This window comes from Nocardioides szechwanensis (genome assembly GCF_900103935.1).
Lineage (GTDB): Bacteria > Actinomycetota > Actinomycetes > Propionibacteriales > Nocardioidaceae > Nocardioides > Nocardioides szechwanensis.
Genome location: NZ_FNIC01000003.1, coordinates 135709 through 148556, shown reverse-complemented (window position 1 = coordinate 148556; position 12848 = coordinate 135709). Strand labels below are relative to the sequence as shown.

At 70.8% G+C, this 12848-nt stretch carries 15 protein-coding genes; 12 read left to right on the top strand and 3 right to left on the bottom strand.

What is annotated here, in order from left to right; all coding sequences use genetic code 11:
* The first annotated feature begins 1 nt into the window (after position 1).
* The 7 genes from BLR90_RS21650 to BLR90_RS09265 all read left to right on the top strand — a co-directional run bounded on the left by BLR90_RS21650 (position 2) and on the right by BLR90_RS09265 (position 5524).
* On the top strand, positions 2 to 595 hold the full coding sequence (locus BLR90_RS21650; protein WP_281245385.1) for a TetR/AcrR family transcriptional regulator: 594 nt from the start codon (positions 2 to 4) through the stop codon (positions 593 to 595).
* Positions 596 to 733: 138 nt separating this feature from the next.
* Complete coding sequence (locus tag BLR90_RS09290) at positions 734 to 1447, top strand: ABC transporter ATP-binding protein (protein ID WP_091024842.1); 714 nt, start codon at positions 734 to 736, stop codon at positions 1445 to 1447.
* Entirely contained in the window at positions 1444 to 2178 is a 735-nt protein-coding gene (locus BLR90_RS09285) for an ABC transporter permease (RefSeq protein WP_091024841.1), read from the top strand. Before BLR90_RS09290 ends, BLR90_RS09285 begins: the two co-directional genes overlap by 4 nt.
* Positions 2179 to 2188: 10 nt before the next feature.
* Positions 2189 to 3139: a proline dehydrogenase family protein gene (locus BLR90_RS09280; protein ID WP_218029350.1), complete on the top strand. Its 951-nt coding sequence runs from the start codon at positions 2189 to 2191 to the stop codon at positions 3137 to 3139.
* A gap of 114 nt (positions 3140 to 3253) precedes the next feature.
* Positions 3254 to 4060 (top strand): pyrroline-5-carboxylate reductase, encoded by an 807-nt coding sequence (gene proC, locus BLR90_RS09275; protein WP_091024839.1) that lies wholly within the window; start codon positions 3254 to 3256, stop codon positions 4058 to 4060.
* Positions 4057 to 4611 (top strand): SRPBCC family protein, encoded by a 555-nt coding sequence (locus tag BLR90_RS09270; protein WP_091024836.1) that lies wholly within the window; start codon positions 4057 to 4059, stop codon positions 4609 to 4611. The genes proC and BLR90_RS09270 overlap by 4 nt, the downstream gene beginning before the upstream one ends.
* A gap of 7 nt (positions 4612 to 4618) precedes the next feature.
* Positions 4619 to 5524, top strand: coding sequence for a haloalkane dehalogenase (locus BLR90_RS09265; protein ID WP_091024834.1), 906 nt, complete (start codon positions 4619 to 4621; stop codon positions 5522 to 5524).
* A gap of 1 nt (position 5525) precedes the next feature.
* Here the strand turns inward: BLR90_RS09265 and trpS are convergent, their stop codons facing one another.
* The gene (gene trpS, locus BLR90_RS09260) at positions 5526 to 6503 is read right to left on the bottom strand and encodes a tryptophan--tRNA ligase (protein WP_091024830.1); all 978 of its coding nucleotides are present in this window, start codon (positions 6501 to 6503) and stop codon (positions 5526 to 5528) included.
* 194 nt (positions 6504 to 6697) lie between these two features.
* Here trpS and BLR90_RS09255 point away from each other — a divergent pair, with 194 nt between their 5' ends.
* The 5 genes from BLR90_RS09255 (at position 6698) to BLR90_RS09235 (ending at position 10771) form a co-directional block, all read left to right on the top strand.
* On the top strand, positions 6698 to 7894 hold the full coding sequence (locus BLR90_RS09255) for an acetoin utilization protein AcuC (RefSeq protein ID WP_091024828.1): 1197 nt from the start codon (positions 6698 to 6700) through the stop codon (positions 7892 to 7894).
* A 160-nt stretch (positions 7895 to 8054) separates the two neighbouring features.
* The gene (locus BLR90_RS09250) at positions 8055 to 8261 is read left to right on the top strand and encodes a helix-turn-helix domain-containing protein (protein WP_091024826.1); all 207 of its coding nucleotides are present in this window, start codon (positions 8055 to 8057) and stop codon (positions 8259 to 8261) included.
* Positions 8262 to 8412: 151 nt separating this feature from the next.
* The gene (locus BLR90_RS09245; RefSeq protein WP_008356322.1) at positions 8413 to 8514 is read left to right on the top strand and encodes a 30S ribosomal protein bS22; all 102 of its coding nucleotides are present in this window, start codon (positions 8413 to 8415) and stop codon (positions 8512 to 8514) included.
* 24 nt (positions 8515 to 8538) lie between these two features.
* A complete protein-coding gene (locus BLR90_RS09240; RefSeq protein WP_091024824.1) occupies positions 8539 to 9612 on the top strand; it encodes an NAD-dependent epimerase/dehydratase family protein in 1074 nt (357 codons plus the stop codon).
* Positions 9605 to 10771 carry a lysophospholipid acyltransferase family protein gene (locus tag BLR90_RS09235; RefSeq protein ID WP_091025174.1) on the top strand — a complete coding sequence of 389 codons (1167 nt, stop codon included), beginning with the start codon at positions 9605 to 9607 and terminating at the stop codon, positions 10769 to 10771. Before BLR90_RS09240 ends, BLR90_RS09235 begins: the two co-directional genes overlap by 8 nt.
* Positions 10772 to 10804: 33 nt before the next feature.
* Here the strand turns inward: BLR90_RS09235 and BLR90_RS09230 are convergent, their stop codons facing one another.
* A complete protein-coding gene (locus BLR90_RS09230; RefSeq protein WP_091024822.1) occupies positions 10805 to 11956 on the bottom strand; it encodes a DUF5667 domain-containing protein in 1152 nt (383 codons plus the stop codon).
* 163 nt (positions 11957 to 12119) lie between these two features.
* Positions 12120 to 12641, bottom strand: coding sequence for a sigma-70 family RNA polymerase sigma factor (locus tag BLR90_RS09225; RefSeq protein WP_245715251.1), 522 nt, complete (start codon positions 12639 to 12641; stop codon positions 12120 to 12122).
* Positions 12642 to 12848 lie beyond the last annotated feature (207 nt).

The following is a 12848-nucleotide window of genomic DNA, read 5'->3' as shown; positions in this document are numbered from 1 at the left end:
CGTGACCGCTCCGCGGCGCGGTCGTCGGCCAGGGGCACCCGACACCCGCTCGGCGATCCTGGACGCCGCGCGCGCCGGCTTCGCCACCTCCGGCTTCGCAGGTACGTCGGTCCGCTCGGTCGCCGCGGCGGCCGGGGTCGACGCGGCCCTGGTGCACCACTACTTCGGCACGAAGGAGGACCTGTTCGTCGCCGCGCTCGAGCTGCGGCTCGACCCGCGGGAGGCGATGACGCCCGTGGTGCTGGCCGGTGCCGACCAGGCGGGCGAGGCGCTGATGCGGGTGTTCGTCGCGGTGTGGGACGACCCGGAGGTCTCGCTGCCGCTGCGCGCGCTGGTGCGCGGGATGTCCGAGCCGCCGACCCAGCAGCTGATGCGCGACGGGTTCACGCAGATGGTGCTCGGTCCGGTGGGGCTGGCGCTCGGCATCGACCAGCCCGAGCGGCGGATGGCCCACGTCGGCTCCCAGCTCATCGGCCTCGTGGTCATCCGCTACCTGCTGGCCGTCGAACCCCTTGCCTCCATGCCCCCCGACCTCGTCGTCGCGACGTACGCGCCCGTGCTCCAGGGCTTCCTCACCGGCCCGCTGCCGAGCTGAGGCGGCGGCGCAAACGCCCTTGTAACTCACCGTTACTGGATCTGCCACGCCCGTGTACGGGCATGACACCAGCAGTAACGGTGAGTTACATGCCCGATCTCTTGCGCACCAGCGCCCCCGAGGAGCACAATTCATCACATGATGAAATCGACCGTGGAGGTCAGCGGGCTGACGGTGGTGAGAGGTGGGAGGCCGGTACTGACCGGGCTCGACCTCGTGATCGGCAAGGGCGTGACCGGGCTGCTCGGGCCCTCGGGCTGCGGCAAGTCAACGCTGCTGCGCTCGATCGTCGGCGTGCAGCGGGTCGACAGCGGAACCGTCAGCGTGCTGGGGGAGCCGGCGGGCAGCGCCCCGCTGCGCGACCGGATCGGCTACGTCACGCAGGACTCCAGCGTCTACCTCGACCTGTCCGTCACCGAGAACCTCCGCTTCTTCGCCCGGGTCCTCGGCGTCGGCGCCGACGAGGTCGACCGGGCCGTCGAGGCGGTCGACCTCACCAGTCACCGCGACGCGCTGGCCGGCAACCTCAGCGGTGGCCAGCTCTCCCGGGTCAGCCTGGCCGTCGCGCTGCTCGGGAAACCCGACCTCCTGGTGCTCGACGAGCCGACCGTGGGCCTCGACCCGGTGCTGCGCCGCGACCTCTGGGAGCTGTTCCACCGGATCGCCGACGCCGGAGCCACGGTCCTGGTCTCCAGCCACGTCATGGACGAGGCCGAGCGCTGCGACCGGCTGCTGCTCATGCGCGAGGGCCGGATCATCGCCGACGACACACCCGCCGCAATCAAGGCCGCGGCGGGCGCCGACGACATCGAGACCGCGTTCCTCGCCCTCGTGGAAGCGAGCCCGGCATGAACCCCCGGATCACCATGGCGGTCACCGGCCGCGTCCTCAGCCAGCTCCGGCGCGACCACCGCACCCTCGCGATGCTGCTCGTCCTGCCCTGCCTGCTGATGACCCTGCTCTGGTGGATGTACAACGACTCCGGCCCGATCTTCGACCGGATCGGCCCGGCGCTGCTCGCGATCTTCCCGTTCATCGTGATGTTCCTCGTGACCAGCGTGACCACCCTGCGCGAGCGCTCCTCCGGCACCCTCGAGCGGTTGCTCGCGATGCCGATGGGCAAGCTCGACTTCCTGGTCGGGTACGCCGTGGCGTTCGGCGTGGTCGCGGCGCTCCAGTCCGTGCTCGCGGTCGGGGTCAGCGTGGGGCTGCTCGGGCTCGAGATCGTGGGCCACGTGTGGCTGCTGACCCTGGTCGCCGTCGTCGACGCCACCCTGGGCACCGCACTGGGGCTGTTCGTGTCGGCGTTCGCGCGCACCGAGTTCCAGGCCGTGCAGTTCATGCCCGCGATCGTGGTGCCGCAGATCCTGCTGTGCGGGCTGCTGGTGCCGCGCGACTCGATGCCCGACGTCCTCGGCGCCATCTCCGACGTACTCCCGCTGTCCTACGCCGTCGACGCCATGACCCACCTGACCGTGTCGTCGAGCGCCGGCGAGGTGTGGGGCGACCTGGTCGTGGTGGCGGCGTTCGTGCTGGCGGGCCTGGCCCTGGGGGCGGCGACCCTGCGCCGCCGTACCGCGTAATCTGGAGCGCATGTCCCTGCTGCGCCAGCCGATCCTGCTCCTCTCCCGAAGTGGCCGGGTCAAGAAGCTCGTCAGCACGCTCCCGGTGACCGCGAGCATCGTGACGAGCTATGTGCCCGGCGAGACCACCGAGTCGGCCGTCCACGCGACCGCGGCACTGGTCGACGACCATCTCAAGATCACGCTCGACTTCCTCGGCGAGGACACCACCGACGTCGAGCAGGCCGACGCCACCGTCGCCGCCTACGTCGAGCTGCTGCGTCAGCTCTCCACCAAGGGGCTGCCGCGGCACGCCGAGGTGTCGGTCAAGCTGTCGGCGATCGGCCAGGCTCTGCCCGACTCCCTGGGCTTCGGTGGTGGTCACAAGATCGCGCTCGAGAACGCCCGCACCATCTGCCGCGCCGCCCGCAACGCCGGGACGACGGTGACCCTCGACATGGAGGACCACACCACCACCGACTCGACGCTGGCGATCCTGCGCGACCTGCGCAAGGACTTCCCGGAGACCGGCGCCGTGCTCCAGGCCTACCTCCACCGCACCGAGGACGACTGCCGCTCCCTCGCCTACGAGGGCTCGCGCGTGCGTCTGTGCAAGGGCGCCTACAACGAGCCCGAGTCGGTGGCCTTCCAGGACAAGATCGACGTCGACAAGTCCTACGTGCGCTGCCTGAAGATCCTGCTCGCCAGCGAGGCCTACCCGATGATCGCCACCCACGACCCGCGGATGATCGAGATCGCCTCGTCGCTGGCCAGCCGCTACGGCCGCGCCCAGAAGACCTACGAGTTCCAGATGCTGTTCGGCATCCGCCCCGACGAGCAGCGCCGGCTCGCCACCAGCGGCGAGACCGTGCGGGTCTACGTCCCCTACGGCGAGGAGTGGTACGGCTACCTGATGCGTCGGCTCGCCGAGCGACCGCAGAACCTGTCATTCTTCGTGAAGTCCTTGTTCTCGAAGAAGTGAGATCGCAGTGGCCGCGACGAAGGAGCGGACGCGTGGCGGGCGAAGATTGAGCAAGCTCGCGGGCGAGGGACGAGGCCGCGAAGGCGCGTCGAAATCCAGTACAGGAGTGGAAACATGGGCTCGCAGACAGCCATCCTCGGCGCCGGGGTGATGGGCGAGACCCTGCTCTCGGGCCTCGTCCGCGCCGGCCGCCGCGTCGACAACCTGCTCGTCGGCGAGAAGCGCGCCGAGCGCGCCGCCGAGCTCGAGCAGCGCTACGGCGTCGCCGTGGTCACCAACATCGAGGCGGCCGAGAAGGCCGACACCCTCGCCCTGGTCGTCAAGCCCCAGGACATGGGTGACCTGCTCGACGAGATCTCCGGCGTGCTGCGCCCGGGCCAGCTGATCGTCTCGCTCGCCGCCGGCATCACCACCGCGTTCATCGAGTCCCGCGTGCCCGAGGGCATCGCCGTCGTACGCGTCATGCCCAACACCCCGGCTCTCGTCGACGAGGGCATGGCCGCGATCTCGCCCGGCTCCCACTGCGACGAGTCCCACCTGGCCGAGGCCGAGTCGCTGCTCGCGTCGGTGGGCAAGGTCGTCCGCGTCCCCGAGCGGCAGCAGGACGCCGTCACCGCGATCTCCGGGTCCGGGCCCGCCTACATCTTCTTCGTCGTCGAGTCGATGATCGAGGCGGGCGTCCACCTCGGGCTGCCGCGCGCGATGGCGAGCGAGCTGGTCATCCAGACCCTGGTCGGCTCGGCCAAGATGCTGCGCGAGACCGGCACCCACCCCACCGTGCTGCGCGAGCAGGTCACCTCTCCCGGTGGTACGACGGCGTCCGCGCTGCGTGAGCTGGAGATCCACAAGGTGCGCGCCGCGTTCCTCGCCGCCATGGAGGCTGCGCGCGACCGCTCGCGCGAGCTCGCCGAGGGCACTTGAGCCGACTCCCGCACGTCTGGGGCGCCACCTCCGACGAGGTGCTGCGCGACTACCCGGCCGACCGCCTCCTGGACGGCCGGACGACGGCCATGACGCGGGCCGTGCGCGTCGCGGCCCCACGGGAGCTGTCCTGGCGCTGGCTCTGCCAGATCGCGGTCGCGCCCTACTCCTACGACCTGCTGGACAACCGCGGCCGGCGCAGCCCGCGTGAGCTGACCCCGGGCGCCGACGAGCTGCACGTCGGCAAGCTGATGATGATCTTCCGCGTGACGTCGTACGAGCCCGGGCACCACTGGACCGGCGTCACGACGCCCGGGGCCGCCAGGCTGTTCGGGCCGGTCGCGGTGACGTACGCCGCCGAGCCCGACGGGTCGGACCCGACCGCCAGCCGCATGGTCTGCCGCCTCGTCTCCGAGGTCGACGGGCGCGTCGCCCGCGTGCGCGCGCCCCTGCTGGCCTGGGGAGACCTGGTGATGATGCGCAAGGAGCTGCTGACGCTGAAGCAGCTGGCCGAGCGGGACGCTGAACGGAGCAGGTCCCCACTGGCATAGTGAGGAGGTGCAGACCTACCGAACCCCCGACGACCGCTTTGCCGGGCTGGACGACTTCCCGTGGGACCCGTCGTACGCCGACGTCCCCGACCAGGACGGCGGCAGCCTGCGGATGGCGTGGGTCGAGGCCGGCCCGGCCGACGGGCCGGTCGTCCTGCTGCTGCACGGCGAGCCCACCTGGTCCTACCTCTACCGCCACGTCATCCGCGTGCTCGTCGATGCCGGGATGCGCGTGATCGCGCCCGACCTGGTCGGCTTCGGGCGCTCGGACAAGCCGCTGGCCACCGCCGACCACAGCTTCGCCCGTCACGTCGAGTGGGTGCGCTCGCTGGTGGTCGACGAGCTCGACCTCACCGACATGACGCTGGTCGGCCAGGACTGGGGCGGCCTGATCGGGCTTCGCCTGGCCGCGGAGAACCCCTCGCGCTTCGAGCGGATCGTGGCCGCCAACACCGGCCTCCCGACCGGTGACTTCGACATGCCCGAGATCTGGTGGGAGTTCCGTCGCGCCGTCGAGAGCGCGCCGGCGCTCGACATCGGCCGCTTCGTCGAGGCCGGCTGCCTGCGCGGGCTCTCCGAGGCCGGCCGGGCGGCGTACGACGCACCCTTCCCGGTCGAGGAGGCCAAGGCCGGGCCGCGGGTGATGCCGACACTGGTGCCGACCGACCCCGAGGACCCCGCGGCCGCCGCCAACCGGGCCGCGTGGGCGGTGCTCGCCACCTGGGGCAAGCCGTTCCTCACGGCGTTCAGCGACGGCGACCCGATCACCGGAGCCATGGGCCCGATCATGCGCAAGCTGATCCCCGGCGCCGCCGGCCTCGACCACCCGACCCTGCGCGGCGCCGGCCACTTCCTCCAGGAGGACGCCGGCGAGGAGCTCGGCCACGTCGTCGCGGAGTTCGTGCGCGCCTGACTCACAACCCCACCGCCGCCTGCGCCGCGGCGAGCACCGGACCCGTGACCTCGCGGCAGCGGGCCGCACCGGCGGCGTAGACCTCGGTGACCGCCGCGGGGTCGGCCGCGAGGTCGGCGTACCGCTTCTGGATCGGCTCGAGCTCGGCGACGACCGCGTCGGTGACCGCCTTCTTGAGGGCGCCGTACGTCGTCAGCCCGTCGGGCGAGCCGCCGCACGCGACCAGGATGTCGAGCAGGTTGGTGACACCGGGCTTGGTGTGGCGGTCGGCCGTGAGCGCGGAGGGCCCGGTGTCGCTGTCGGTGACCGCCCGCCCCACCTTGCGCCGTACGACGTCGGGCGGGTCGAGCAGGCCGATCACGCCGGCGCCGTCGCTCCCGGTCTTGCCCATCTTGCTGGTCGGGTCCGCGAGGTCCATGACCCGGGCACCGGTCGGCGGGGTGGTGATCTCCGGGACCGTGAACACCTGCCCGTAGGTGTTGTTGAACCGGATCGCCAGGTCGCGGGTGAGCTCGACGTGCTGGCGCTGGTCGTCGCCGACCGGCACCTGCGTCGGCCGGTAGAGCAGGATGTCGGCCGCCATCAGCGCCGGGTAGGTGTAGAGCGACACCCGTGTCCCGTCGACACCCCGGCCCTTCTCCTTGAACTGGATCATCCGGTTCAGCTCACCGGTCGTGGCGACGCACTCGAGCAGGTAACCCAGCTCGCTGTGCGCCGGCACCCGGCTCTGGACGAACAGCGTGCTCGAGTCGAGCCCGACCGCGAGCAGAAGCGTCGCCTGCTCGCGTACGAGCTCGCGCAACCGCCCGGGCGAGTGGGTGACCGTCAGGGCGTGCAGGTCGGCGATGCCGTAGAAGCAGTCCGCGTCGTGCTGCGCCGCAGCCATCGGGCGCAGGGCGCCGAGCAGGTTGCCGAGGGTGAGGCGCCCGGTCGGCTTCAGCAGCGAGAGCCGCCGGGTGGTCTGGTGGTGGGTGGTCATGAGGTACTCCTGAGGTGAGGCCCGCAGGACGCCGATCAGTGCCGGAAATGCACGACGGCCGCCCGCAGGCGGCCGTTGAAGGGTGTGCTTCGTCGTGGTCCGCCGGTCAGGCGGCCCACCACTGGGTCGATCGGGTGTTCAGCACGAGCCCATCCTGCCACTTCTCCCGGGCAGGCGGCGAGTAGGTTGCAGACATGACCACGGCGGCAGAATGCACCGGGCCGGCGACGGTGGTGTTCGACGAGAGCCTGACGGAGTACGACTTCGGACAGGGGCACCCGATGTCCCCGCTGCGAGTCGACCTGACGATGCGTCTGGCCCGCGAGCTGGGGGTCTTCGACCACGGGCTGCGGCTGGTCGACGCCCCGATGGCCGACGACGCGACGATCGCCACCGTGCACGACGAGCGGTTGATCGCGGCGGTCAAGCGCATGGGCGACAACCCCGGACCGGGGGAGGAGGCGTTCGGCCTCGGCACCGACGACAACCCGGTCTTCCTCGGCATGCACCGTGCCTCCGCCCACGTCGTGGGGGCCAGCTGCGAGGCTTTTCGCCAGGTGTGGACCGGCGAGTCGCTCCACAGCGCCAACATCACCGGCGGCCTGCACCACGCGATGCGTGACCGCGCGAGCGGGTTCTGCATCTACAACGACATCGCGGTCGGCATCCAGTACCTCCTGGACCAGGGTGCGCAGAAGGTCGCCTACGTCGACGTCGACGTCCACCACGGCGACGGCGTCGAGGCGATCTTCTGGGACGACCCGCGGGTGCTCACGATCTCGCTGCACGAGACCGGCCAGATGCTCTTCCCGGGCACCGGCTTCTCCGTCGACCTGGGTGGCCCCGGCGCCGAGGGTACGGCGGTCAACGTCCCCCTCCCGCCGGGCACCAGCGACGCGGGCTGGCTGCGCGCCTTCCATGCCGTCGTACCCCCGCTGCTGCGGGAGTTCGCCCCCGAGATCCTGGTGACCCAGCACGGCTGCGACTCCCACGCCGACGACCCGCTGGCGCACCTGATGCTCACCGTCGACGGACAGCGCGCCACCTACCAGGCACTGCACGAGCTGGCGCACGAGGTGGCCGGGGGCAAGTGGGTCGCGACCGGGGGCGGTGGCTACGCGCTCGTCGAGGTGGTTCCTCGGGCCTGGAGCCACCTGCTCGCCATCGTCGGCGGCCGCCCGCTGGAGCCGACGCTGGAGACGCCGCCGGGCTGGCGCGAGCACGTCCGCGAGACGATGGGACGCACCGCGCCGTTCCGGATGACCGACGGCCGGACCCCCGCCTACCGGCGCTGGGAGGACGGCTACGACCCCGAGACCTGGCTCGATCGGGCCATCCACGCGACCCGTATGGAGGCGTTCCCGCTGCACGGACTGGACCCGATGCCCTGACCGGGAACGCGCCAGGTCAAGCCGACACGCCGAAGCCCCAGAAGTTACATTGGTGAATCCCTTCCCCATCAGTCACTTCTGGCCCTATTCTCACCACGACGCGCCCGTGTGATCATCGGTGGGGAAGCCGATGGCGAGCGCACAGAGAGTTGGGTGCGCCATGGCTTCGAACACGACTGGAGATCTCTCCGAGTCCAAGTTCCTGACTATCGCCGAGGTTGCCGCGATGATGCGGGTCTCCAAGATGACGGTCTACCGGCTCGTGCACGGCGGTGAGCTGCCCGCGCTGCGCGTCGGGCGGTCCTTCCGGGTGCTCGAGGAGGACGTCAACGACTACCTCCGCAAGAGCTTCTACAACGCCGGCTGACCCCGTTCAGGGCACGTCCGGCGCCGCCGCCGCGGACCCACATGGTGGAACTCACGTAGGCGGATTCTTCGTGCTCGCACCCACGCCGATAGGCTGACCGGGTTCTCCGGGCGACTCCTGGAGCGACTATGCAGTCTGGAGAGGTTTATTCGTGGGTTCTGTCATCAAGAAGCGTCGCAAGCGTATGGCGAAGAAGAAGCACCGCAAGCTGCTGAAGAAGACGCGCGTCCAGCGTCGCAAGCTCGGCAAGTAAGCGCGCGGTCAGGCTTCTGACTCGATGGCCGGCGCCGGCAAGGTAGTACTCGTCACCGGGGTCTCTCGTGACCTCGGTCGCAAGGCCGCGCGTGCCATCGCCGCCGACCCCGGCGTCGCCCGGGTGATCGGCGTCGACGTGGTGCCCCCACGCGGTGACATGGGCGAGGTGTCGTTCGTCCGCGCCGACATCCGCAACCCGGTGATCGCCAAGGTGATCGCCAAGGAGGACGTCGACACCGTCGTCCACATGAGCGTCATCTCGACCCCCGGCAGCGCCGGGGGCCGCAACACGATGAAAGAGCTCAACGTCATCGGGACGATGCAGCTCCTCGCTGCCTGTCAGAAGGCCCCCGGGCTGCGCCACCTGGTCGTGAAGTCGACGACCACCGTCTACGGCGCGAGCAACCGCGACCCGGCGATGTTCACCGAGGACATGGAGCCCCGGCGGGCTCCGCGCGCGGGCTACGCCAAGGACGTCGCCGAGATCGAGGGCTACGTCCGCGGCTTCGCGCGCCGGCGCCCCGACGTACGAGTCACGCTGCTGCGGGCGGCCAATGTGATCGGTCCGCACGTCTCGAGCCCGATGACGTCCTACTTCCGGCTCCCGGTGCTGCCCGTCGTCCTCGGCTTCGACGCCCGGCTGCAGTTCCTCCACCAGGACGACCTCCTCGCGGTGCTGCGCCACAGCGTCGGCAACGACATCCACGGCACCTTCAACGTCGCCGGTGACGGCATCCTGATGCTCTCGCAGGCCGCGCGCCGGCTGCAGCGCCCGATCGTCCCGATGCCCGGCTTCGCGGTCGGCACCCTCGGCTCCTTCCTGCGCTCGGCGCGGGTTGCCGACTTCTCGCCCGAGCAGCTCTCGTTCCTCACCTACGGGCGCGGCGTCGACACCACCAGGATGCGCGAGGTGCTCGGCTTCGAGCCGCGCTTCACCACCGCCGAGGCGTTCGCCGACTTCGGCCGCCTCCTGCCCGTCACCGGAGGCCGCACCGACAAGGTGCTGGCCGCGGTCGCCCGCCAGCTCCCCGACACCGACGTCGAGCAGCCCACCAGCGTTGTCGAGATCGGCACAGGAGGTGGTCGCCGTGGGTGACGCCGAGATCATCCCGATCGGGACCCGCGGCCGTCCGGGCCGCGGCACCGGTACCCAACCGAGCTCGGCCGCGCGCAGCCTGGCTCCCACGCCCAGGACCAAGGCCCAGCCCAAGGCTCCCAAGGCCGGGTCCAAGGCCCCCACGAAGAAGCCTTCACAGCCGGATGCTCCGCCGGCCCCGGCAGTCGACGACACCCCGGTGATCGAGACCCCGCAGCCGCACGCCGCCGCACCGGCGACCACCCGCGAGCGTCATCCCATGGCGGGCATCCCCAGCTCCGACTGGCTTTCCGCCTTCCAGTACGCCGCCCGCGAGGTGTTCGGCGACCAGTGGGAGCCGCAGCTCGCCCGCTTCCTCGCGTTCGTGCGACGCCGGCTGACCGGCGACTACGTCGTCGACGAGTACGGCTTCGACCAGGAGGTCACCCAGCGGTTCTTCATGGCCACGCTGCGCCCGATCGCGGAGAAGTGGTTCCGCATCGAGGTCCGCGGCGTCGACAACATCCCCACCGAGGGTGGCGCGCTGGTCGTGTCCAACCACTCCGGCACGATCCCGGTCGACGGCCTGATGACGATGGTCTCGATCCACGACCACACCGGCCGGTTCCTGCGGCCGCTCGGTGCCGACCTGGTCTTCCGGATGCCGCTGGTCAGTGCGCTCGCCCGCAAGGGTGGCGCGACGATGGCGTGCACCGAGGACGCCGAGCGGATGCTGCGCGGCGGTGAGCTGGTGGGCGTCTGGCCCGAGGGCTTCAAGGGCATCGGCAAGCCCTACTCCGACCGCTACAAGCTGCAGCGCTTCGGCCGCGGCGGCTTCGTGTCGGCCGCGCTGCGCACCGGCGTACCCATCGTGCCGCTCGCGGTCGTCGGTGCCGAGGAGATCTACCCCCTGGTCGGCAACATCCCGGGCCTGGCCCGGGTCCTGGGCGTGCCCTACATCCCGATCACGCCGTTCTTCCCGCTCCTCGGACCGCTCGGTCTGGTGCCGTTGCCGTCCAAGTGGCTGCTGGAGTTCGGCGAGCCGATCCGCACCGACGAGTACGACGGCGGGGCGTCCGACGACCCCATGCTGGTCTTCAACGTGACCGACCAGGTGCGCGAGACGATCCAGCAGACGCTCTACTCGCTGCTCATGCAGCGCCAGTCCGTCTTCCGCTGATCTAGGAGTCGGGCTGAGCCTGGCTGAGGAGGATCAGGGCAGCAGCGGCTCGGTGACGTCCTCGACGACGTCACCGATGACGTTGCCGAGCTCGGGCAACGAGGACGGGATCGAGGTGGCCCCGCCCGTCAGGCCCTTGGTGATGTCGCCGATCGGGTCGTCGGTCTGCTCGTCGGTGGGGTCTCCGTCGGAGCCGCCGGGCTGCTGCACGGGCGGGGTGCCGGTGCCGGACCCGTCGCCAGGCTCGGCCTCGGGCGGGGTTGTGCCGCCCGGACCCTGGTTGCCCTTGCCCTTGTTGCCCTTGCCCTTGCCGTCGGGGGTGCCGACCGGCGGGGCGCTCTCGGGCTCGCCGTCGCCGGTGACCGTCGAGGCCACGTGGTCGAGGAGTTCCTGGGGGATCGAGACCGGGCCGCCGGGCGCACAGCTCGGGCAGGCGAAGAGGGCCTGCTCGTCGATCTGGCTCAGGACCTGCACGGCCTGGATCAGCGCCGCGCGGGCCTCGTTGGGCACGACGCCCTCGAGCTGCTCGAGGGCGGCGATGCTGTCGGCGGCGAACTCGCGGAGCTCGGCGATCGAGCCCTCCTGGCCGGTGCTCTGGTAGCTGGCGATCAGCAGGTCGGAGGCAGCCGTGGCCTGGTCGGCGAACGCCTGGAGCGTCTCGGCGATCGCGAGGCCGTCCTGGCCGGCGCCCTGGCGGCTCAGCTCGTCGACCTCGTCGAGGCGTCCGGAGGCGTTGGCCAGCAGGGTCTCGCCCTTGTCGCCCTCGTCGACCTGGACGCCCGCGTGGGCGTTCTCGAGGGCGCGCTTGAGCGGGTAGAGCGTGTCGCCCGGGAGGGCGGTCTGGGCGGCGACGGCCATCGAGGTCGTGGCGCCGACGATCGCGAAACCACCGATCGCGACAGCGATCCGGCGCTCGCGAGGGGTGCGGCGCGGTGCAACGGTCAGACGTGCCTTGAGCTCGGCGTCGGTGGCCGGCGCGAGGGCGGCGTCGGCGGCCAGCATCAGCCGCTCACGCAGGTTGGCGACGAAGGCCGGGTGGGCCTCGACGGGGGCTGCGTGGCGCATGGCCTCGACTAGCTCGAGGACGTCGACGTACCGCGCACGGGTCAGCTCGCTGGTCGAGGCGTTCTCGACCAGGGAGTTGAACTCCTCGGCGCGCTTGCGCGCCGTGAATGCGGGTGTCATCTCTTCCGTCCTGTACTGAATGTCTGTGTCTGTGTGGTGCGTGCTGACACTCGGCTAAACGAGCCGGTTGCCAGGGAGGTTACGGCGGGGACGACGGGCAAAATGGTGGCCTGAGCCACGTGCTTAAGGCCGGGGCACGCGGGCTGCCTCTGGATGAACGTCATCAGCCCCGGATCCCTTCCGGCATCAGCTTCGCGAGGTTGCGTACGCCGCGCAGCTGGAGCTGCTTGACGGCGCCGTCGCTGCGGCCCAGGACGGCCGCCGTCTCGGCGATGCTCATGCCCTGCAGGAAGCGCATGACCAGGCAGTCGCGCTGCTCGTCGGGGAGCTGGGTGAGTGCCTTGAGGAGGATCTCGTTGGTGAGGCCCGCGAGCACCGTCAGCTCGGGGCCCTCGGTGCTGTCGTCGTGCGCGCCCATGTCCTCGGTGGTCATCTCGAGGCGGGTGCGGCCGGCCTTGAAGTGGTCGGTGGCGAGGTTGCGGGCGATGGTCATGAGCCAGGCGCCGAAGTCCTTGCCCTGCCAGCGGAAGTTGGTCATGCTCCGCAGCGCCCGGAAGAAGGTCTCGGAGGTGAGGTCCTCGGCGAGGGTGGCCGAGCGGGTGCGGTAGTAGAGGAAGCGGTAGACCGAGCTCTGGTAGTGGTCGTAGAGGAGACCGAAGGCGTCCGAGTCGCCGGTGCGGGCCAGCTCGACCAGCGCGATCAGCCTGGTGCGCTCGAACTCGTCCTCCTCCGAGGAGGTGGCCAGGTCGGCGTCGCCGAATCCTCCGGAGCCACCGGTGGCACTGGGGCGGCCGATGCTGTCGCCGGCGAGCGCCTCGCTGAACAGGACGTCGTACCCGCCTGCGAGGAGGGGCTGCGGGACGATGATCAGACGCGTGAGGACGACGCGCAG